The following is a 20,429-nucleotide window of genomic DNA, read 5'->3' on the forward strand; positions in this document are numbered from 1 at the left end:
TGGGGGGCAGGCCCCCTGGCGGCGGTGCACCGGATTCCCCCGGGTGAAGGGGAAGGGTCCCCGAGGTGTCGGTGCCCGGACGGGGGCGGCCGACACCTCGGGGGTCAGGATTTAGCCGAGGGTGTTGATGACTTCGCGAACCTTGGCGTTGATCTCGGCCGGGATCGGCGCGTAGCCGTTGTCGAGGAGGACCTTCTGGCCCGCGTCCGAGGCGGCGTAGTTCAGGAAGGACTTCACGGTCGGGAGGGTCTCGGCCTTGTTGCCCTTGTCGCAGACGACCTCGTAGGTCACCAGGACGAGCGGGTAGGCGCCCTCGGCCTTGGTGGTGTAGTCGAGCTTCAGGGCCAGGTCGGAGCCGGTGCCGGAGATCTTGGCGGCGGCGATGGCCTTGGAGGCGTTCTCACCGGTGGCCTTGACCGGGGCGGCGGCGCCCGTGTTCAGGTCGACGGTCTTGATGCCCTGGGCGCTGGCGAAGGAGAGCTCGAAGTAGCCGATCGCACCGTCGACCTGCTTGACCTGCGCGGCGACACCGGCGGAGCCGGAGGCGGCCTGGCCACCGGGGGCGGCCCACTTCTTCGCGGCCTCGTGCGGCCAGGCGTCGGGGGCGGCGGCCTTGAGGTACTTGGTGACGTTCTCGGTGGTGCCCGAGTCGTCGGAGCGGTGGAAGGCCTGGATGGCGGTGGAGGGAAGCGTGACGCCGGGGTTCAGCTTCTTGATCGCCTCGTCGTCCCACTTCTTGATCTTGTCGTTGAAGATGTTGGCGATCGTGGCGGCGTCGAGGTTCAGCTTCTCCACGCCGGCGACGTTGAAGCCGAGGGCGACGGGGCCGCCGACCATCGGGAGGTCGATGCCCTGACCACCGGTGCAGATCTTCTTCGACTCCTCGACCTGCTCCGGCTTCAGCGCCGAGTCGGAGCCGGCGAAGCCGACGGTGCCCTGGTTGAAGGCGACGATGCCCTCACCGGAGGAGGAGGACTTGTAGTTGACCTCGACGCCGGAGCAGGCGGCCATGTAGTTCTTGATCCACAGCTCGATCGCGTTCTTCTGCGCGGAGGAGCCGGACGCCAGGAGCTTGCCCTTGGCGTCGTCGCACTTGATGTCGCCCGCGGCAGCCGCGGAGGGCTTCGCCGAGCCGTCGGCGCCCTTGGTGTTGTCGTCCGAGCCGCACGCCGTGAGGACCAGGGCGCCGGACACGACAAGCGCCCCGAGGGCGGAGGCACGAAGCATGTTCTTGCGCTGAAGCTTCACTTTTCGGGTGTTCCTTCCAGAAGCCGCCGGCCGCTTTCTGTGTCGGGGCGGCGTGCGAAGAGGACTGCGTCGGTGGTGCGCGGCTGAGCTGCTCCGTCTGCTAGCGACTCGCTCCGTGCATCACCGAAATTAGGCAGAACAGGTGAAGCAGCCGACCGGGCCAAGTGAACGGGCGGTGAACCGTGGCGGACGACCCGGTGCGCCCCCGGCCGATCGCACACAGGCGTCATCATCCGTTATCCGTACGTTATCGCGGCGTGACCGCGGGCTCGGGAAGCCAGATGTGGTGGAAATCCAGCCGCGCGGCTTCGACCTCGTGGCGCTGGTCGGCGTGCAGGACGCCGAGGGCGTACGCCGTGGCCGGGGCGATCCGCGGGGTGCGGGCCGCCGTCGCCGAGGCGGTGGCCGCCTCGGCCGCGTCACGGTGGCGGTCCAGGGCATCGCCCGCGGCCGCCGGCCGGGTCACGTCCTCGCCCAGTGCCTCCCGCGCGTACCGGTGGACCCGCAGCAGGCGGCGTACCTCGTGCCAGGGCCCGTCGTGGTCCGCGTTGTACGGGTGGGCGGCGTCGACCGGGGGCAGCGCCGAGACCGCCGCCGACAGCCGGGTTTCGGCCACGGCCGCCAGAGGAACCAGTACGTCCGCCACCCGCCCCCGGGCCGCGACCGCGTCCAGCGGAACCTCCGAGGCCAGCACCGCCACCGCGTCCGCCACCGCGTGGAAGCGGGAGGAGCCGAGCGCCTGCAGGGTGGCCGAGTGGGCGCGGGTACGGGCCAGGGTCAGCTGGCGCTCCAGCAGGGCGCCCGCCCGCGCCGAGCCCACCGTCAGCGAGCCGGCCGCACCGGCCGAGCCGCGCGGAGTCGGCAGTTCCGGGGAGCCCGACAGCCGGTGCAGGGCGTTCACCAGCCGGGTCAGCCGGGCGGCGTACGCGTGTTCGTCCGCCAGGGTCGAGGACAGCCACACCAGCTCGGTGCGCAGCCCGTCGGCCCAGGAGGACTCGGTCACCACCCGGAAGGTGGCCAGGGATCCGCTGATGCGGCGCGCAGCCCCCCGCAGGCTGCGCGCCGCATCGCTTCCTTCGGCGGCTTCCGCACCGCTCGCTGCGCTTTCACCGTGCAGGCGCAGCGCGCGCAGGAATGCGGTGGCCTGGGCACGCAGGTACGCGCCGAGCACGTCACCCGCGTCCGCCGTCGCCGTAATCGGGTCATGGTTTGGCTGAGCCACGCCGGCGCCTCCGGGCGTCTATGAGCGTCTCCTGTACGTGCCGCAGCGGCAGGCCGTCCGCGTCCGTGCTGTGCCGGGTCCACTCGCCGTCCGGGCCCAGGTGCCAGGAGGAGGTGGCGTCGGACATGCCGGTTTCCAGCATTCGGTCCAGTGCCGCGCGGTGGGCCGGGTCGGTGACCCTGACCAGTGCCTCGATACGGCGGTCGAGATTGCGGTGCATCATGTCGGCGCTGCCGATCCACACCTCGGGTTCGCCGCCGTTGCCGAAGGCGAAGACCCGGGAGTGTTCCAGGAAGCGGCCGAGGATCGAACGGACCCGGATGTTCTCCGAGAGCCCGGGGACTCCGGGGCGCACCGCGCAGATCCCGCGCACCCAGATGTCGACGGGCACGCCCGCCTGGGCGGCCCGGTAGAGCGAGTCGATCAGGGCCTCGTCGACGATCGAGTTCATCTTGAGCCGGACGTACGCGGGGCGGCCGGCCCTGTGGTGGGCGGCCTCCTTGTCGATCCGCGCGATCAGTCCGTCCCGCAGCGAGCGGGGCGCCACCATCAGCCGGCGGTAGGTCTCGCGGCGCGAGTAGCCGGACAGCCGGTTGAAGAGGTCGGAGAGGTCCGCGCCGACCTGCGGGTCGGCGGTGAGCAGGCCGAGGTCCTCGTAGAGCCGGGCGGTCTTGGGGTGGTAGTTGCCGGTGCCGACGTGCGAGTAGCGGCGCAGCTGGTCGCCCTCCTGGCGGACGACGAGCGACAGCTTGCAGTGGGTCTTGAGGCCGACGAGCCCGTAGACGACGTGGCAGCCGGACTCCTCCAGCTTGCGCGCCCACTTGATGTTGGCCTGCTCGTCGAAGCGGGCCTTGATCTCGACGAGTACGAGGACCTGCTTGCCGGAGTCGGCCGCGTCGATCAGGGCGTCCACGATCGGGGAGTCGCCGGAGGTGCGGTAGAGCGTCTGCTTGATGGCGAGGACGTCCGGGTCGGCGGCGGCCTGCTCCAGGAAGGCCTGCACCGAGGTGGAGAAGGAGTCGTACGGGTGGTGCAGCAGGACGTCCCGCTCGCGCAGGGCGGCGAAGATGTCGGGCGCCGACGCGGACTCGACCTCGGCGAGGTCACGGTGGGTGCCGGCGACGAACTTGGGGTACTTCAGCTCCGGGATGTCCAGCGAGGCGATCCCGAAGAGGGCGGTCAGGTCCAGCGGCCCGGGCAGCGGGTAGACCTCGGAGGCGTTGACCTTCAGCTCCTGCACCAGCAGGTCCAGTACGCCGGGGTCGATGGACTCCTCGACCTCCAGGCGCACGGGCGGGCCGAAGCGGCGCCGCATGAGCTCCTTCTCCAGGGCCTGGAGCAGGTTCTCGGCGTCGTCCTCCTCCACCTCCAGGTCCTCGTTGCGGGTCACGCGGAACATGTGGTGCGCGAGCACCTCCATGCCCGGGAACAGCTCCTCCAGGTGCGCGGCGATGACGTCCTCCAGCGGGACGTAGCGCTGGGGGGAGGCCTCCAGGAAGCGGGAGAGGAGCGGCGGGACCTTGACCCGGGCGAAGTGGCGGTGACCGCTGACGGGGTTCCGGACGACCACGGCCAGGTTCAGGGAGAGGCCGGAGATGTACGGGAACGGGTGCGCGGGGTCCACGGCCAGCGGGGTCAGCACCGGGAAGATCTGGTTGCGGAACAGGGTGAAGAGGCGGGCCTGCTCCTTCTCGGTGAGATCGGGCCAGCGGATCAGGTGCACGCCCTCCTCGGCGAGTGCCGGGGAGATGTCCTGCTGGAAGCAGGCGGCGTGCCGGGCCATGAGTTCGCGCGAGCGCGTCCAGATGAGGTCCAGCACCTCGCGGGGCTGCAGGCCCGAGGCCGAACGGGTGGCGACACCGGTCGCGATGCGCCGCTTGAGGCCGGCCACGCGGACCATGAAGAACTCGTCGAGGTTGCTCGCGAAGATCGCCAGGAAGTTGGCGCGCTCCAGCAGCGGGGTCGTCGGGTCCTCGGCGAGCTCCAGCACCCGCTCGTTGAAGGCGAGCCAGCTGCGCTCCCGGTCGAGGAAGCGGCCCGGGGGCAGCTCGTCGCCGTCCTTGTCGTCGTAGGCGTCCAGATCGGCGTCGAGATCGGGTTCGAGGTCGACGTGCGGGCGGTGCGCGGAGATGGAGCCTATGCGGGCATGGGCTCCGGTGACGGCCCGGCCGGGGGCGGCGCCGGAGGGGCTGCCGGGGGTGTGAGACGGGTGCTGGGCGGGGACCTCGGTGGGACCTGCGCTGGGCTGGTGGCTCATGACTCCATTCTTCCGCGCACGCGGGAGGACAGGCACGTCGGACGAGTCGGCCGTCAGTCGGAGTCGGGGCTGCATTGGGGGAGAGTCGCAAGCGCTTCTGAATGCCCGGTTAATGGCGTGTGGCTTCCCGGGTCCGGCGTGGTGCACGAACCGCCTCCCCGGCGGGGGTGGCGGGGGCCCCTGCGCCCCGGCGTGCGCGGGTGCGGAGCCGTTGCGGGGGCTCCGCCCCCGGGCCCCCGCCGGGCGCTGCCCGGACCCGCGCCTCGAACGCCGGCGGGGTCGGGACGGGTCAGCTTTCCGTGCGGTACATCAGGTCGACCTCGTGGGTGCTGAAGCCGAGGCCCTCGTAGACGGAGAGGGCCGCCGGGTTGTCGGCGTCCACGTAGAGCATCGCCGTCGGGAGGCCCTGGGCCGCCAGGTGGCGCAGGCCGATCGCCGTGAGGGCCTTGCCGAGGCCGCCGCCCTGGGCGCCCGGGCGGACGCCGACCACGTAGACCTCGCCCAGCCGCTCCGCAGCGTGGACCTTGGTCCAGTGGAAGCCGACGAGCTCCCCGTCGCGCTCCGCGAGGAAGAAGCCCTTGGGGTCGAACCACGGCTGCGCGATCCGGTCGTCGAGGTCGCGCTGGGTGAGCGAGCCCTGCTCGGGGTGATGGGCGAAGGCGGCCGCGTTCGCCGCGAGCCAGGCGGCGTCGTCGGTGCCGGGCACGAAGGTCCGTACGCTCACGCCGGGCGGGAGCACCGGCTCCGGCAGCGGGTCGCCGCCGGCCAGTGGCCGGCGCAGCTGGCGGAGCTCGCGGAACAGGGTCAGGCCGAGGACCTGCGCGAGGTGCCGGGCGGCCGACTTGCCGCCGTGGGCCCATACCCGCAGCCGCTTGCCGGAGGCCGCCAGCAGGGCCGTGCCCATCGCCCGCCCGTGCCCGCGCCCGCGCAGGGCCGGGTGTACGACGAGCTCGGCGGCCGGGGCCTCCACCGGGTCGGTGTCCTCCAGTTGGCCATAGGCCGCGAGCCGGCCGCCCTCGGTGAGCAGGAAGTGCCGGATCCCCTCGCGCGGTCCGCCGCGCAGCTGGAGCCGTCCCTGTTCGGACACGGCGGTGGTGCCGTCCGTACGTGCCGCGTCCTCGATGAGTTCGAGTACGGCGCTCGCCTGTTCCCCCGTCAGCTCGTCGAGGGTCTGAATCTGCCGTCCCGGTTCCAGGGCCGCTGCTGCGTCAGTCATGGCACGAGCCTACGACCGCCGTGGGAAAGGGGCGGAGTGCGGGCGCGTGGTCGGTGCTTCTTCTGCACGTAACCAACGCGATACCCGTTACCCCCTGGTAGAGCTACGCGCGTTGACCATAGGCTTCGGCGGACTTCCCATGTCCTACCGCTGTCACATAAGGGGACTAAATGTCAGCGACGCCACAACGGCACCGCCGAACCCGCCGGTTGACCCTCGCCGCTCTCGCCGTCACGGCCGGGGCCGGGGCGATGGTCGCGGCCGCACTTCCGGCCGGTGCCGCGAGTGGTGGCGGTGCGGCCAAGAGCCGGACCGTCGATGTGCAGATGCTGTCGTTCAACGACTTCCACGGCACGCTGGAGCCCCCGCAGGGGTCCTCCGGCAACGTGACCGAGCGTCAGGCCGACGGCACCACCAAGTCCATACCCGCGGGCGGGGTCGAGTACCTCGCGACCGGCCTGCGCGAGGCCCGCAAGGGTCACGAGTACTCCGTCACGGCTGCGGCCGGTGACATGATCGGCGGCAGCCCGATGCTGTCCGGGCTCTTCCACGACGAGCCGAGCATCGAGGCGCTGAACAAGCTGGGCCTGGACGTGTCCAGTGTCGGCAACCACGAGTTCGACGAGGGCAAGACCGAGCTGCGCCGCATGGCGTACGGCGGCTGCCACCCGGTCGAGGGCTGCTTCGAGTTCGGCAAGGACTTCACGGGCGCCCAGTTCCAGTACCTGGCCGCCAACGTCACGGACGAGAAGACCAAGCGTCCGCTGATGTCGCCCACGTACGTCTGGAAGAAGGGGGACGTGAAGATCGGCTTCATCGGCGTCACCCTGGAGGGCACTCCGGACGTCGTGACCGCCGACGGCGTCAAGGGCCTCAAGTTCGGCGACGAGATCGAGACGATCAACAAGTACGCCGCCGAGCTGAACAAGCAGGGCGTGAAGTCGATCGTGGCGCTGATCCACGAGGGCGGCCTGCCCGCCAACGGCGCGTACAACTACGACTGCAACGTCCCGGGCGCCGGCGCCGGCATCTCGGGCGCGATCGTGGACATCGCCAAGAACGTGGACTCCAAGGTCGACGCGCTGGTCACCGGTCACACGCACCAGGCCTACGCCTGCAACATCCCCGACCCGGCGGGCAACCCGCGTACGGTGACCTCGGCCGCCTCCATCGGCCGCCTGTTCACCGACACCACGCTCACCTACGACCGGCAGACCAAGGACATCGTCCGTACGCCGATCACCTCGCCCAAGCCGGTCAACAAGGTCGTCACCCGGGACCAGCCCAAGGCCGCGGACATGACCGAGCTGATCCAGCGCTGGAACGCGCTGGCGGCCCCGATCGCCAACCGCCCGCAGGGCTTCATCTCGGCCGACATCCCCGGCCGCGGCTCCGAGGCGCCCGAGAAGCCGCTCGGTGACCTGATCGCCGACGCGCAGCTCGAAGCGCTCGCCCCGGCGGACAAGGGCGGCGCGCAGCTGGCCGTCATGAACCCGGGCGGCATCCGTTCGGACCTCGCCTACAAGGCCTCGGGCAGCGAGGGCGACGGTGTGGTGACCTACGGCGAGTCCTTCACGGTCCAGCCGTTCACCAACATGATGAACATCGTGGACCTGACCGGCGCGCAGCTCATCACCGCGCTCCAGCAGCAGGTCAGCGGCCCGGTCAACGGGGCGAACCCGAAGATCCTGCAGGTGTCGAAGGGCTTCACGTACACGCTGGACATGACGAAGGCGGGCGTCGACCGCATCGTCGTCGACTCGGTGAAGCTGAACGGCGCGGCCATCGACCCCGCCAAGACCTACCGGGTCGCGATGAACGAGTTCCTCGCGGGCGGCGGTGACGGCTTCACCGTCCTGAAGGAGCACAAGAACAAGCTCGTGGGCGCGTCCGACCTGGACTGCTTCAACGCCTACCTGACGAACAACTCCTCGCAGGCGTCCCCGATCGCCCCGCCGGCGGCGAACCGGATCACCGTCATCAAGTAACACGCGCGTGCGGTAAGCCCGGAGGGGCGGTGGGCCGGTCGGCCCACCGCCCCTCCGGCATTTCCCCGTGCACCCCCGTGGCACGGGGATCAGAGGGTGGCCAGGAACCCCTTGACGGCCCCGTGGAAGCCCTCCGGGTCCGTGAACGGCACGAAGTGGTCGCCGTCGAGGGGCGTGTACGAGGTCTTCGGGCGCCGGGCGGTCATCGCGTCGGCCACGGCCCGGCCGAGGGCCTGGCTGCGGGTGCCGTGGATCAGCAGGGCCGGGCAGGTGCTCGCGAGCCAGGTGTCCCAGTGGTCGCCCTCGCAGGCGCGGATGGAGTCGAGCATGTCCTGCGGGTGGTAGGCCAGGCGCCAGCCGCTCCCGTCCGGGAGCGGTCGCATTCCGTCGGCGACGAAGGGCGCGGCCGGCCCGGCGGCGGCGAGGAGTTCCTCGCGGGTGGCGGCGGTGTAGGGGAGGCCGTCGAGGAAGTCGTACCAGTGCGGTCCGGTGGGGATGCGGATCTCGACGGTGGCGTCGACGCCGATGAGTGCGGAGATCCGGTCGGGGTGGGCGGCGGCCAGGTGGTAGGCGTTGAGCCCGCCGACGGAGTAGCCGAGGAGGGCGACGGGCGCGTCGAGGCCGAGGTGGTCGAGCAGGGCGACGGCATCGCGTACGTAGCCCTCGCGGCGGTAGTCGGGCGCGCGGTCGGAGTCCCCGTGGCCGCGCTGGTCGGGGGCGATGACCCGCCACCGGCCGCGCAGGGTCTCGGCGAGGCCGGTGAAGGCGGCGCCCTCGGACATGCCGCCGTGCAGTGCGAGGAGCGGGCGGCCGGGGCCGCCGAAGTCCAGGTAGGAGAGGGTCCGGTCGTCGGTCTTCAGCTCGTGGCGCATGGCTCTTGCCTCCCGTTGTCCCGCGGATCTTCCGATGGCTGAAGCCTGCCAGGAGTTGGGCAAGCGCGCAATACATCTGTCTTGCGCGCTTGCCCAAATGCCTGCGCGGCTACGATCCCCGCATGGGAAATCGCGAGGACCTGCTGGCCGGAGCCCGGCGCTGCCTGGAGGAGAAGGGCTACCTGCGCACGACCGTGCGCGACATCGCCACGGCCTCGGGGGTGAGCATGGCCGCGATCGGCTACCACTTCGGATCCCGGGACGCCCTCCTCAACCAGGCCCTGTTCGCCGCCATGGAGGAGTGGGCCGCGGGGTCCGGCCGTCTCGCCGGTGAGGGCGAGAGCGCGGGGGAGCGCTACGCCGACACCTGGGACCGCAAGATCCGCGACTTCGGGGAGATGCGCTGGCTCTGGCTGGCCTCCGTCGAGGCCTTCGTTCACGCCCAGTCCTCGCCCGAGCTGCTCGCGATCCTCGCCGAGGGGCAGCGCCGCAACCGCCGGACGGTGGCCGCGGCCCTGCGCGGGGTGCCGCCGGAGGAGGTCTCCGAGGCGGACGTACGCTCCCTCGGCTCGATGCACATCGCGCTGCTCAGCGGGGTGATGGTGCAGGCCCTGACCGATCCGGGGCAGGCACCCGATGGCCGCGAGCTCCTGCAGGGGCTGCGGTCCATGGTCGAGCTGCTCGAAAGCTGACCCTTACCGACAGGTAGCAAAGCTGACGTGTGCACGCCATAATCCGGCCATCATCGGGTCGGCAAAGGGGCGGGCATGGGCATCGGCATGGGCACGGGCATGGACCGGCGGGCGTTTCTGACCGGAGCACTGGCCGCGGGCGCGGCCGTCGGGCTGGGAGCCGCTCCCGCCTCGGCGGCGGCACTCGGCACCCAGGACTGGATGGCGGGCCTCGGCGACTCCACCGCCCTCCAGCGGATGACCATCCCCGGCACCCACGACTCCGGCGCCACCAAGGGAGGCCTCTACGTCGCCTGCCAGAACACCTCGATCGCCCAGCAGCTCGACTCCGGAATCCGCTTCCTCGACGTCCGCTGCCGGGTCACCGGCGGCTCCTTCGCCATCCACCACGGGTCCTTCTACCAGGACCTGATGTTCGGCGACGTCCTCGTCGCCTGCTGGAACTTCCTCGCCGCGCACCCCTCCGAGACCGTCCTGATGCGCCTCAAGCAGGAGTACTCCGGGGAGAGCGACGCCGCCTTCCGCGCCGTCTTCGACGACTACCTGAACAACCGCGGCTGGCGCCCGCTGTTCCGGATCGCCGACTCCCTGCCCACCCTCGGACAGGCCCGCGGCAAGGTGGTCCTGCTCGCCGACAACGGCGGCCTGCCGGGCCTGCGCTACGGCGACGGCAACGTCTTCGACATCCAGGACGACTGGAACGCCGAGCCCTTCGCCAAGCGCGGCCTGATCGAGAACCACTTCCGCAAGGCCGTCCAGCAGCCCGGCAAGCTCTTCGTCAACTACGTCAGCACCTCGGCGTACATGCCGCCGCGCTGGAACTCCGACCGCCTGGGCCCGCAGGTCCACGGCTTCGTCGACGGCGGGGAAATGGCCGGCCGGACCGGGCTCGGCATCGCCGCGATGGACTTCCCGAACACCCGCTCCGGCCTGGTCGCCTCACTGATCCGGCACAACTGACGGATCGGAGGGCGGTGGCATCGGCGCCCCCGGAATACGGAGCACCGCCTCCGTACCCGCCCCGCCGTCGGCCGCCGCCCGCAGTTCGGCGCTGCCGCCCGCGCGCGCCACCGTACGGGCCACGATCGACAGGCCCAGGCCGCTGCCGGGCAGCGCGCGGGCCGACTGGGACCGCCAGAACCGCTCGAAGACGTGCGGCAGCTCCTCGGCCGGAATGCCCGGGCCGTGATCCCGTACGGTCAGCCGGCCCGCCCGCAGCGTCACCTCGACGGCGGCGCCCGGCGGGCTGAACTTCACCGCGTTGTCCAGGACGTTGACCACGGCCCGCTCCAGCGCGGCCGCCTCGCCCCGTACGAACCAGGGCCGCAGGTCCGATTCGAAGCGGAGCTCCGGACCGCGCAGCCGGGCCCGGGACAGCGCGGACCCGGCGATCTCGTGCAGGGCGACCACCCCGAGCGGGCCGGGGGAGGCCGCGTCCGGCCGGGACAGCTCCTGCAGATCGCCGATCAGCGAGGCCAGTTCCGTCATCTGCGCCTTGACCGAGGCCAGCAGCTCCCGCCGGTCGTCGGGCGGGATGGCCCGGCCGGTCTCCTCGCTGCGCGCGAGCAGTTCGATGTTGGTGCGCAGCGAGGTCAGCGGGGTGCGCAGCTCGTGCCCGGCGTCCGCGATCAGCTGGGCCTGGCGCTCCTGGGAGGAGGCGAGGGCCGCCGTCATCGAGTTGAAGGACCGCGACAGGCGGGCGATCTCGTCGTCCCCCTCGTCGGGGATCCGTACGGTCAGGTCCTCGGTCCGGGCGATGTGCTCGACGGTGCCGGTCAGTTCGTCGACGGGCCGCAGCCCCGTACGGGCCACCCACAGGCCGGCCGCGCCCGCGCCGACCACACCGATGCCGCAGACCAGGAGCAGCACCCAGGCCAGGGTGGACAGGGGCTTGTCGATGTCGGCGAGCGGCTTGGCCACGGTCAGCGCGGCGGCCCGCCCGTCGAGCAGGGCCGGCTGGGTGTAGACGCGGACCGCCACCCCGTCGGAGGTGGTCGCGTCGTAGAGGGCGGCTCCGCGCCGCCGCTGGGCGACCTCCAGGTCGGTGGCGCTGATCCGCAGGGTGCTGCGGCCGTCGACCCAGCAGTGGCTGCCGTCCGGCCGCACGATCTGCACCTGGGCGCTGAGGTTGTTGGCGGGCCGCTCCGGGAGCGCGCCCGTCACGGACACGCAGCCGAGCGAGCGGTAGACCTGGTTGGCCTGCGCCTCCGCGTTGGTGGCGCGCAGCGAGCTGTCCAGCTGGTCGCGCAGCTGGGTGCGGACCATCACCCAGGACACCGCCGCCACGCCCGCGACGGCCAGCGCCACCGCCACCGTGACCAGCAGGGCGAGCCGGGAGCGCAGCGGCAGCGTGCGGAATCTGGCCGCCGGGCTCACTCGGGCCCGCCCTCGCCGGCCCGCAGGGCGTAGCCGACCCCGCGCACGGTGTGGACCAGGCGCGGCTCGCCGCCCGCCTCGGTCTTGCGGCGCAGGTACATCACGTACACGTCCAGGGAGTTGGAGCTGGGCTCGAAGTCGAAGCCCCAGACGGTCTTGAGGATCTGCTCGCGGGTCAGGACCTGGCGCGGGTGCGCGAGGAACATCTCCAGCAGGGTGAACTCGGTCCGGGTCAGCTCCACCGGCCGTCCGGCCCGGGTGACCTCGCGGGTCGCGAGGTCCATGCGCAGGTCGCCGAAGGTCAGGGCGTCCTCCGGGGTCTCGGTGCCGGTCTGCGGGGCCGCGTAGGAGCTGCGGCGCAGCAGGGCGCGGACGCGGGCGAAGAGCTCGTCGAGCTCGAACGGCTTGACGAGGTAGTCGTCGGCGCCCGCGTCGAGGCCGGTGACGCGGTCGCCGACGGTGTCCCGTGCGGTGAGCATCAGGATCGGTGTGACGCTGCCGGCCGCCCGCAGCCGACGGGCGGCCGTCAGCCCGTCCATCCGGGGCATCTGGATGTCCAGGACGATCAGGTCGGGGGCGTACGAGGCCGCCCGGTCGAGGGCGTCGATCCCGTCGACGGCGGTCTGTACGGCGTACCCCTCGAAGGCGAGGCTGCGGCGCAGGGCCTCGCGTACGGCCGGCTCGTCGTCCACGACGAGGATCCGCGCTTCGCCTTCGGCGGGGTTCATGGATGGGTCTCCCAGGGGTGGTGGTCGGCCGGCGGGTGCGGCACAGGACGGCGCCTCCAGACTCGCACGGACGGGCGGCCGGACGGGCCCGCTGACGGCCTAGAAGCCGGTGCCGAAGCCGTTCGCGGCGCCGCCGGTGCCGGTGCCGGTGTTCGAGGAGCCCGCCCCGCCCGGGCCGCCCTTGCGGAGGGAGTCCAGGTCGGCCTTGATCGTGTCGACCGGGATGGCGAAGCCGAGGCCGACGCTGCCGGCGGCGGAGCTGCCGGTCGAGGGCGAGTAGATCGCGGAGGGCATGCCCACGATCTCGCCGTTCATGTTGACCAGGGCGCCGCCGGAGTTGCCGGGGTTGAGCGAGGCGTCGGTCTGGAGCGCCTTGTACGAGGTGGTGTCGGAACCGGTGTCCCCGTTGAACTGGCGGCCGTCGAAGGAGAACGGCCAGCTGTCCTCGCCCTGCTGCCGGTTCTGCGGGGACTGCTGCTCCGACTTCGGCACCTTCACCTCGCGGTTCAGCGCGGAGACGATGCCGCTGGTGACGGTGCCGGTGAGGCCGTCGGGGGAGCCGATGGCGACGACCTGGTCGCCGACCTTGACGCCGCCGGAGCTGCCCAGCTCGGCGGGGGTGAGCCCGGACGCGCCCTGGAGCTTGATCAGTGCGAGGTCCTTGTCGGGGTCGGTGCCGACGATCTTGGCGGAGTGCTTCTTGCCGTCGCTCATCGTCACCTGGATCTCGGAGGCGCCGCTCACCACGTGGTTGTTGGTGACGATCTCGCCGTCGGCGGTGATGACGATGCCGGACCCGGTGCCCTGACCGGATCCGGTGCGGACGTCGATACGGACGACCGAGGGGCTGACCTGCTCGGCGACACCGGCGACGGTACCGCTGCTGGACTGCGAGACGTTGGTGCCGTTGACCCCGCCGGAGGTGCCGGCCTGCCGTTCCATCAGCTGCTGGACGGCGGCCGCGGTGCCCCCGCCGACCAGGGCCGCGGCGAGCGCGACGGCGGCCAGCAGGGTGACGGGCCGCTTGGCGCGGGGTGCGGGGGCGGCGTGGGCGGGCTGGTGCGGGCCGCCGCCCTCTCCGCCGCCGCCCGTGGCGGTCGCTCCCGGGACCGTCTCGCCCCGGATGACCGGCGGCCGGTGCGCCTCGTGCCACCCGGGTGCGGCGGGCGGGTACGCGGGCGGCGGCGGGTAGGCCCCGGCCCGGGCCGGGGTCGGGGCGGCTGCCCCGACCCCGGTCTCGTGCGCCAGCCGGTCCCGCCCGCGCTGCCAGTCCTCGCCGAACGGCGCGTGCTGGGCCGGGCTGTTCTCCTGCGGGTACTCGCCTTCGCGGCGGAAGCTCTCGGTCATGACTACGACTCTGTCCACCGATCATGAGAGCTTCCTGAGTCCGGCCTGAGAAGCCCGACAGAACCGCGTATGACCGATATAAGGACCGGCCTTGACCCTCGACCTGGTGGAGGTCGCAGAGTCACGGGCGTGGAGAGCGAGATGCACAGCATTGGCGAGATGGGCCGGGACAGCGGGCTGGGCGTGAGCGCGCTGCGGTTCTACGACCGCGCCGGCGTCCTGGTGCCCGCCCGGGTGGATCCGGTGACCGGATACCGCTGGTACGCGCCCGAACAGCTCGACGAGGCCCGGCTGCTGGCCCGGCTCCGGCAGGCGGGGATGCCGCTCGCGGACGTCCGGCTCGTCCTGGCGGGCTGGGCCGGCGCGGACTCCGGGGACACCGGTCTGGTGCCCCGGCTGCTGGACGGCCACCTGCGACGGCTCGAACGCGAGCTCGCCGATGCGCGTGGGGCGCTCTCCACGGTCCGCGCGCTACTGGAACACAAGGAGAGCAGCATGACCACGACCACCACCCCGACCCGCACCGCCCGGCTCACCGTGCCCGCCACGGAGTTCGCGGCCGCGCTGGACGCCGTACGGTTCGCCGTCGGCAACGACCCCGAGCTGCCGGTGCTCGGCGGGATCCTCTTCGACGTGGAGGGGGCGGACCTGCACCTCGTGGCCACCGACCGCTACCGGATGGCGGTGGCCTGCGCGCCCACCGAAGGCCACGCCGGCGAGCGGGTCCGGACGACCGTGCCCACCCCGCTGGCCGATGCCATGCGGGCCCTGCTGGCCGACGGCTGCGAGGCCGTCCTCACCGTGGACGGCGACGCGGTCGAACTGGAGACCCAGGGCCGCCGGGTCGCCGGGCAGGGCCTCGGCGAGGAGTTCCCCGACTACCGCCGTCTGACGAGGCTTCCGGAGGGGCGCCGCATCACGCTGGACGTGCCGGCCCTGCGGCGGGCCCTCGCCGGGCAGGAAGGCGAACGGTGCGCGCTCGTCCTGACGGACACCGTGACCGTCGCCGCCGCCGACGACAGCGACGGCATCGGGGCGGCCGAGGGGGTCGGTGCCGCGGGCGACCGGGTCGGGGTCAACCCCGCCTTCCTCCTCGACGCGCTCGCCGCCGGGGAGGAGATGCAGCTGGAGTACGTCGGCCCCAGGGCCCCGCTCGTCCTGCTGCGGCCGGGCACCGAGGACGCCTTCTCCCTGCTGATGCCCTGCACGCTCGACGCCTGACCCGCCCGACCCGCCCGACCCGGTGTGGATCCGGGGTCAGCGGCAGCCGCAGGAGCGGCGGATCACCAGCGCCGACGGGAACTGCTTCAGCCGTTCCCGTCGGGAGCCGGCCACGCGCAGGCCGTCGTCCAGAACCAGGTCCACGGCCGCGCGGGCCATCGCCGGGCGGTCCGAGGCGATCGTGGTCAGCGGCGGGTCCGTGAGGGCGGCTTCCTTGACGTCGTCGAAGCCCGCGACGGCCAGTTCCCCGGGCACGTCGATGCGCAGCTCGCGCGCGGCCCGCAGCACACCGATCGCCTGGTCGTCCGTGGCGCAGAAGATGGCCGTCGGGCGGTCGGGCCGCGCAAGGACCTCCAGGGCGACCGTGTACGCGTCGTAGCGGTTGTACGGGGCCTCGATGAGCCGGCCCTCGACCGAGCGGCCGGCCTCCTGCATGGCCCGCCGCCAGCCCTCGACGTGGTCGGCGACCGGGTCGCCGACGGACGGGGTGTTCTCGACGCCGCCGATGCAGGCCACGTACTCGTGCCCGTGCTCCAGCAGGTGGCGGGTGGCGAGCTGGGCGCCGCCGATGTCGTCGGTGACGACGGCGACGTCGTCGATCGCCTCCGGGCGCTCGTGCAGCAGCACGATCCGCGCGTCCCAGGCCTCGATCTCCGACGCCGCGCGCTCGCTCATGCCCTGGCTGACCAGGATCAGGCCCGACACCCGCATGCCGAGGAAGGCCCGCAGGTAGTGGACCTCGCGCTCGTCCCGGTAGTCGGAGTTGCCGACGAGCACCATTTTTCCGCGCTCGGCGGCGGCCTGCTCGACCGCGTGCGCCATCTCCGCGAAGAACGGCTGACGGGCGTCCGGGACGATCATGCCTATGAGGTCGGTGCGCCGCGAGGCCATCGCCTGGGCGACCCGGTCCGGGCGGTAGCCCAGGTCCTTGATCGCGGCGAGGACACGCTCGCGCGTGGCCGGGGCGACCGGCCGGGGTCCGTTGTTGATGACGTAGCTCACGACGGCGGTAGACGTACCCGCAAGTCGTGCAACGTCATCCCGCGTCACCTTGGCCACGCGCGGCAGTCTACGCGGGGTGACCTACCTCTGGGCAGGGCGTCCGGCCGAGTGGATCCTCACAGTGTCCTCGGCCGATCGGGTGACGGACGCGGCCGTCCCGTCGGCCGGCTGCGCGGCAGCCGAGGCGGCCGAGGCGGCGACCTTGGCAGCCGCCTGGGCCGCGGCCTCCGCCGCCGCCCGCTCGACCTTCTCCGGCGTGACGAAGCGGTAGCCGACGTTGCGGACCGTGCCGATCAGGGACTCGTGCTCGGGGCCGAGCTTGGCGCGCAGCCGCCGTACGTGCACGTCGACCGTCCGGGTGCCGCCGAAGTAGTCGTAGCCCCAGACCTCCTGCAGCAGCTGGGCGCGCGTGAAGACCCGGCCCGGGTGCTGGGCCAGGTACTTGAGCAGCTCGAACTCCTTGAAGGTGAGGTCGAGCACCCGCCCCTTGAGCTTGGCGGAGTACGTCGCCTCGTCCACCGACAGATCGCCGTTGCGGATCTCCATCGGGGAGTCGTCCGAGCCGAGCTGCTGACGGCCGGTGGCCAGCCGCAGCCGCGCCTCGACCTCGGCGGGGCCGGCGGTGTCCAGCAGGACGTCGTCGATGCCCCAGTCGGCCGTGACGGCCGCCAGGCCGCCCTCGGTGACGACGAGGATCAGCGGACAGCCGGGTCCCGTGGAGCGGAGCAGCTGGCACAGCGACCGCACCTGCGGCAGGTCGCGGCGGCCGTCCACGAGGATGACATCGGCGCCCGGGGTGTCCACCAGGGCGGGGCCCTCGGCCGGGGCCACCCGGACGTTGTGCAGCAGCAGGCCGAGGGCGGGCAGCACCTCGGTGGACGGCTGCAGGGCGTTGGTGAGCAGCAGGAGTGAGCTCACGACCGACCACCTGCCCGGGTCGGACGGTGGTGCACGGTTCGCTGGTCCATCACGTCGGTTCCTCCTCGGTCCCGTCGAGGACGTGCGCGGTAATGCTTCGTACGGCTTGCCCGGTGTCCCTGCGGTCCCCGCGCCCTGGGGTCCGTATGGATACCACTGTTCTCGGTTCGTTCAACGCGCTGAAAGCACAAAAGGACCCGGGGGCAACGTTGCCCGGATCCTCTCGCCAAGCAGAATAGCCCACCCGTCGATGCGTGGCCGAGGCTTCTTCCTCTTCCGCTTCTGTGGTTCGTGCCACGCTCCCGACCTGCGTATGCCCGGGTTTCACCGGATCGGGGGCCCGCCGAGCGGCACCGCGGGGTCACCCGGGCGCACACCCGGCGCGTCGGGGCACGCCGGGCTCATCGGCGGGAGGGGCCATCATGGAGGCCGACGGTAGAGAGCCGACGATAGGAGCTGCAGTGGCAACCGGAACCATCCGCTACTGGGCGGCGGCCAAGGCCGCGGCCAAGACGGCGGAGGAGCCGTACTCGGCGGGCACACTCGCCGAGGCGCTCGACGCCGTGCGGCAACGCCACCCCGGGGAGCTGACCCGGGTCCTGCTGCGCTGCTCCTTCCTCGTGAACGACGAGCCTGTGGGCAAGCGCCCGCATGATTCCGTCCCGCTGACCGAGGGGGGCACCGTAGAGGTGCTCCCGCCGTTCGCGGGCGGGTGAGCGGGAGCCGATGAGTACGCCTGAGGAACAGCAGCGACAGCAGTACGCCCAGCAGCAACAGCAGCAACAGCAGCAAGCGCAGGATCCGTACGGGACCCAGACCTGGCAGTCCGACACCTGGGACACCAGCTACCAGCCGGTGCACCCGCCGCTGGGCGCGGTGCCCGGCCAGCCGGTGGCTCCGGAGGGCTGGTTCCGTGACGAGGCCCAGGAGGCCGCTGCCCCGGCCCCCGCGCCCGCCCCGGCCCCGTGGCAGGGCTACGTACCGGAGCCTGTGCAGGAGGCGTACCCGCAGCAGCCGGTCGCGCCCGAGGGCTGGTTCCGCGAAGAGGCTCCGGCGGCCCCGGCCCCGGCCCCGGCCCCGGCCCCCGCGCCCGCCCCGGCCCCGTGGCAGGGCTACGCGCCGGAGCCGGTGCAGGAGGCGTACCCGCAGCAGCCGGTCGCGCCCGAGGGCTGGTTCCGCGACGAGGCCCCCGCTCCCGCCCCCGCGCCGGTGCAGGACTGGCCGCAGGGCGCCGAGACGGCCTACCTGCCGCCGTACCCCGGCCCCGGCGCCGAGCAGCAGTCGCCGCCGGTCGAGCAGACCGCGTATCTGCCGCCGGTGATCGAGGAGCTGCCCGCCGCCGAGCAGACCGCCTACCTCCCGCCCCAGGCGGCCGCCGCCCCGGGCGAGGACCCGGCCGAGGCCCCCGGTCAGCCGCAGGAGATCACCTCCTGGTCCCCGCCCACCCTCGCCGGCAACACCCTGCGCGCCGTCGACCCCGCCCAGGCCCGTGCCGAGGGCCGGTCGCCGATCATCGACCCCGGCCCGCAGTCCGCCATACTGACCGCCGTCCTCGGGCTGCTGCTCGCCGGGGCCGCCGCCCTCGGGCAGTACGTCCTGCTGCTGCCGCTGATCGCCCTCCAGGGCCTCACCGCGGCCGGCTGGTTCCGCCTCAACGGCATGTGGCCGGCCCGCCAGGGCATCGCCCTCGCCTTCGCCGGAGCCGTCGTCGCCGACGCGGCCGTGCTCGCGGTGGACTCCCCGTACGGACCCGGCGCGATCGTCGGCACCCTCGGCGCCTGGGTGCTGCTCACGCTCGTCCTCCAGCTGCGCAGCCACGCCGATCCCGACGAGCGGATGTACGGGCTGATGGCCTCGGTGGCCTCGGCCGCCCTCGCCATCATCTGCGCGGGCTACCTCGCGGCCGACTCCGCCGCCGCCACGGTCGGCGCCGCGGCCGTCGCGGTCGCCGTCTTCGCCCGTGCGCTGCCGCTGCCCACGGTCCCCTCGGTCGTCGTCTCGCTGGCCGCGGCCGCCGGCGCCGGTATCGCGGTCGGCGGGATGACCTCGGTCGGTGTGGGCGGGGCCCTGATCGGTCTCGTCGCCGGGGTGTGTGCCCTGGTCGGGCTGCGGGTGGCCGCGTACGACTACCCGTCTAAGTTCGTGCACATGACGGCCGGTGTGGCGCTGCCGCTCGCCGCCGCCGCGCCCGCCGTGTACCTGATCGGCCGGGTGGTGGGCTGATCCCTGCCCGACAGGGGGCATGGTCAACTAGAACGCACGTACCGACTAGTAGGGGGAGGGAACGTGCGTTTCCTGCGCGTCGTTGTGATCATCGGAGTGGTGCTGGGAGCCCTGTTCGTGGGCGTGGACCGCTGGGCGGTCGGATACGTCGAGAACCGGCTGGCCGACCGAATACAGGCACGGCAGGGCCTGGCCGGTTCCTCGGAGGTGGAGATCGACGGGTTCCCCTTCCTCACCCAGCTGGCCGGCCGCGACCTGGAGCGGGTCGACCTGAAGCTCCGGGGCGTGGAGGTCGCCGCCGAGGGCCGCAAGACGCGGCTCTCGGAGCTGGACGCGAGCTTCCGCGGCGTGAAGCTGAACGGTGACTACAGCGGCGGCACCGCGACGCGGGCCGAGGGCACCGCGCTCATCACGTACGCCGACCTGACGGCGGCCTCGCAGACCGGCGCGACCCTCTCCTACGGCGGGGCGCCCGGCAAGGTGAAGGTCACCGCGTCGGTGGAGGTGCTCGGCAAGACGCTGACGCACAGCGTGGTGTCGACCGTCACCCTGGAGGACGCGCCGGACGGAAAGGGCGGCAAGATCGTCCGGGTCCGCGCCGACGAGGTGCCCGGCGGGAGCGTTCCCGGGGTCGAGAAGCTGATCCGCCGGAAGACCGACTTCGACCGCAATCTCGACGCCGGCATGCCGGCCGGACTGCACCTCTCGTCCCTGACCTCGGACGAGGCCGGTGTGCACCTCACGCTGGGCGGCGCGAACGTGGTGGTGGCCGGATCGTGAGACAGCGCGGTCCGATCCGCAGAAGGACGGGCCGTACGACGAGTCCCGGGGGCGGCGCGGCGGCCGTCCGGGGCACTCGCGTCCCAGAATTCGGACGATCCTGTCTCGACATATGACACACCGGTGACAGGGCGGCCGATTCGTCCCTACGATCCATGGCTATGAAGCATCAGCAGGCGGACCTCACGAAGCGACGGGCAGTAGACCTGTGTCGCGTCGCCGCCATGCTCTGTCGATCCATGTGACCTGTGAGCGCATCCGCTCCATCGACCGGACGACGGCCCCACGGCCCTTCCCGCGTGACCGCACCAGCCTCCTGATTCCCTGACGCCTCCCCGC

At 72.4% G+C, this 20,429-nt stretch carries 18 protein-coding genes; 8 read left to right on the forward strand and 10 right to left on the reverse strand.

Translation table 11 applies throughout. From position 1 onward, the window contains the following. Positions 1-111 precede the first annotated feature (111 nt). From pstS to mshD, 4 genes are all read right to left on the reverse strand, one after another. Complete coding sequence (pstS, locus tag OG373_RS21615; RefSeq protein ID WP_405439753.1) at positions 112-1,248, reverse strand: phosphate ABC transporter substrate-binding protein PstS; 1,137 nt, start codon at positions 1,246-1,248, stop codon at positions 112-114. Positions 1,249-1,495: 247 nt separating this feature from the next. Next, entirely contained in the window at positions 1,496-2,470 is a 975-nt protein-coding gene (locus OG373_RS21620) for a CHAD domain-containing protein (protein ID WP_405439754.1), read from the reverse strand. Further along, positions 2,451-4,727 carry an RNA degradosome polyphosphate kinase gene (locus tag OG373_RS21625; protein ID WP_405439755.1) on the reverse strand — a complete coding sequence of 759 codons (2,277 nt, stop codon included), beginning with the start codon at positions 4,725-4,727 and terminating at the stop codon, positions 2,451-2,453. The genes OG373_RS21620 and OG373_RS21625 overlap by 20 nt, the downstream gene beginning before the upstream one ends. Positions 4,728-5,016: 289 nt before the next feature. Then, the gene (mshD, locus tag OG373_RS21630; RefSeq protein WP_397738849.1) at positions 5,017-5,943 is read right to left on the reverse strand and encodes a mycothiol synthase; all 927 of its coding nucleotides are present in this window, start codon (positions 5,941-5,943) and stop codon (positions 5,017-5,019) included. A 170-nt stretch (positions 5,944-6,113) separates the two neighbouring features. On the opposite strand from mshD, the gene OG373_RS21635 reads away from it, so the two are divergent. Further along, positions 6,114-7,931, forward strand: a complete 1,818-nt coding sequence (locus OG373_RS21635; protein WP_405439756.1) for a bifunctional metallophosphatase/5'-nucleotidase — start codon at positions 6,114-6,116, stop codon at positions 7,929-7,931. An 89-nt stretch (positions 7,932-8,020) separates the two neighbouring features. Here OG373_RS21635 and OG373_RS21640 read toward each other — a convergent pair whose 3' ends face one another. Continuing rightward, a complete protein-coding gene (locus OG373_RS21640; RefSeq protein WP_405439757.1) occupies positions 8,021-8,803 on the reverse strand; it encodes an alpha/beta fold hydrolase in 783 nt (260 codons plus the stop codon). A 122-nt stretch (positions 8,804-8,925) separates the two neighbouring features. Between OG373_RS21640 and OG373_RS21645 the strand changes: the two genes are divergently transcribed. Both OG373_RS21645 and OG373_RS21650 read left to right on the forward strand, forming a co-directional pair. Beyond that, entirely contained in the window at positions 8,926-9,495 is a 570-nt protein-coding gene (locus tag OG373_RS21645; protein ID WP_405439758.1) for a TetR/AcrR family transcriptional regulator, read from the forward strand. Positions 9,496-9,570: 75 nt separating this feature from the next. Beyond that, a complete protein-coding gene (locus tag OG373_RS21650) occupies positions 9,571-10,455 on the forward strand; it encodes a phosphatidylinositol-specific phospholipase C (protein ID WP_405439760.1) in 885 nt (294 codons plus the stop codon). Here OG373_RS21650 and OG373_RS21655 read toward each other — a convergent pair. The 3 genes from OG373_RS21655 to OG373_RS21665 all read right to left on the reverse strand — a co-directional run bounded on the left by OG373_RS21655 (position 10,435) and on the right by OG373_RS21665 (position 13,946). Next, the gene (locus tag OG373_RS21655; protein ID WP_405439762.1) at positions 10,435-11,871 is read right to left on the reverse strand and encodes a sensor histidine kinase; all 1,437 of its coding nucleotides are present in this window, start codon (positions 11,869-11,871) and stop codon (positions 10,435-10,437) included. The two genes, OG373_RS21650 and OG373_RS21655, sit on opposite strands and share 21 nt — an antisense overlap. Continuing rightward, complete coding sequence (locus OG373_RS21660; RefSeq protein ID WP_405439764.1) at positions 11,868-12,599, reverse strand: response regulator transcription factor; 732 nt, start codon at positions 12,597-12,599, stop codon at positions 11,868-11,870. The genes OG373_RS21655 and OG373_RS21660 overlap by 4 nt, the downstream gene beginning before the upstream one ends. Before the next feature lie 99 nt (positions 12,600-12,698). Next, the gene (locus OG373_RS21665; RefSeq protein WP_405439766.1) at positions 12,699-13,946 is read right to left on the reverse strand and encodes a S1C family serine protease; all 1,248 of its coding nucleotides are present in this window, start codon (positions 13,944-13,946) and stop codon (positions 12,699-12,701) included. Between the two features lie 141 nt (positions 13,947-14,087). On the opposite strand from OG373_RS21665, the gene OG373_RS21670 reads away from it, so the two are divergent. After that, entirely contained in the window at positions 14,088-15,167 is a 1,080-nt protein-coding gene (locus OG373_RS21670) for a MerR family transcriptional regulator (RefSeq protein ID WP_405439768.1), read from the forward strand. A 36-nt stretch (positions 15,168-15,203) separates the two neighbouring features. Here the strand turns inward: OG373_RS21670 and OG373_RS21675 are convergent, their stop codons facing one another. Together OG373_RS21675 and OG373_RS21680 are read right to left on the reverse strand one after the other, a co-directional pair. Next, positions 15,204-16,226: a LacI family DNA-binding transcriptional regulator gene (locus OG373_RS21675; RefSeq protein ID WP_030728501.1), complete on the reverse strand. Its 1,023-nt coding sequence runs from the start codon at positions 16,224-16,226 to the stop codon at positions 15,204-15,206. 24 nt (positions 16,227-16,250) lie between these two features. Next, complete coding sequence (locus OG373_RS21680) at positions 16,251-17,087, reverse strand: response regulator transcription factor (protein WP_405439770.1); 837 nt, start codon at positions 17,085-17,087, stop codon at positions 16,251-16,253. A 461-nt stretch (positions 17,088-17,548) separates the two neighbouring features. Between OG373_RS21680 and OG373_RS21685 the strand changes: the two genes are divergently transcribed. From OG373_RS21685 to OG373_RS21700, 4 genes are all read left to right on the forward strand, one after another. After that, positions 17,549-17,803, forward strand: a complete 255-nt coding sequence (locus OG373_RS21685) for a MoaD/ThiS family protein (RefSeq protein WP_397738833.1) — start codon at positions 17,549-17,551, stop codon at positions 17,801-17,803. A 10-nt stretch (positions 17,804-17,813) separates the two neighbouring features. Continuing rightward, positions 17,814-19,310 carry a hypothetical protein gene (locus OG373_RS21690; RefSeq protein ID WP_405439772.1) on the forward strand — a complete coding sequence of 499 codons (1,497 nt, stop codon included), beginning with the start codon at positions 17,814-17,816 and terminating at the stop codon, positions 19,308-19,310. A 63-nt stretch (positions 19,311-19,373) separates the two neighbouring features. Continuing rightward, positions 19,374-20,090, forward strand: coding sequence for a DUF2993 domain-containing protein (locus tag OG373_RS21695; RefSeq protein ID WP_405439774.1), 717 nt, complete (start codon positions 19,374-19,376; stop codon positions 20,088-20,090). A 161-nt stretch (positions 20,091-20,251) separates the two neighbouring features. Then, a complete protein-coding gene (locus OG373_RS21700) occupies positions 20,252-20,335 on the forward strand; it encodes a putative leader peptide (RefSeq protein ID WP_350206375.1) in 84 nt (27 codons plus the stop codon). Positions 20,336-20,429: the final 94 nt, after the last annotated feature.

This window comes from Streptomyces avidinii (assembly GCF_045161815.1).
Taxonomy (GTDB): Bacteria; Actinomycetota; Actinomycetes; order Streptomycetales; family Streptomycetaceae; genus Streptomyces; species Streptomyces avidinii.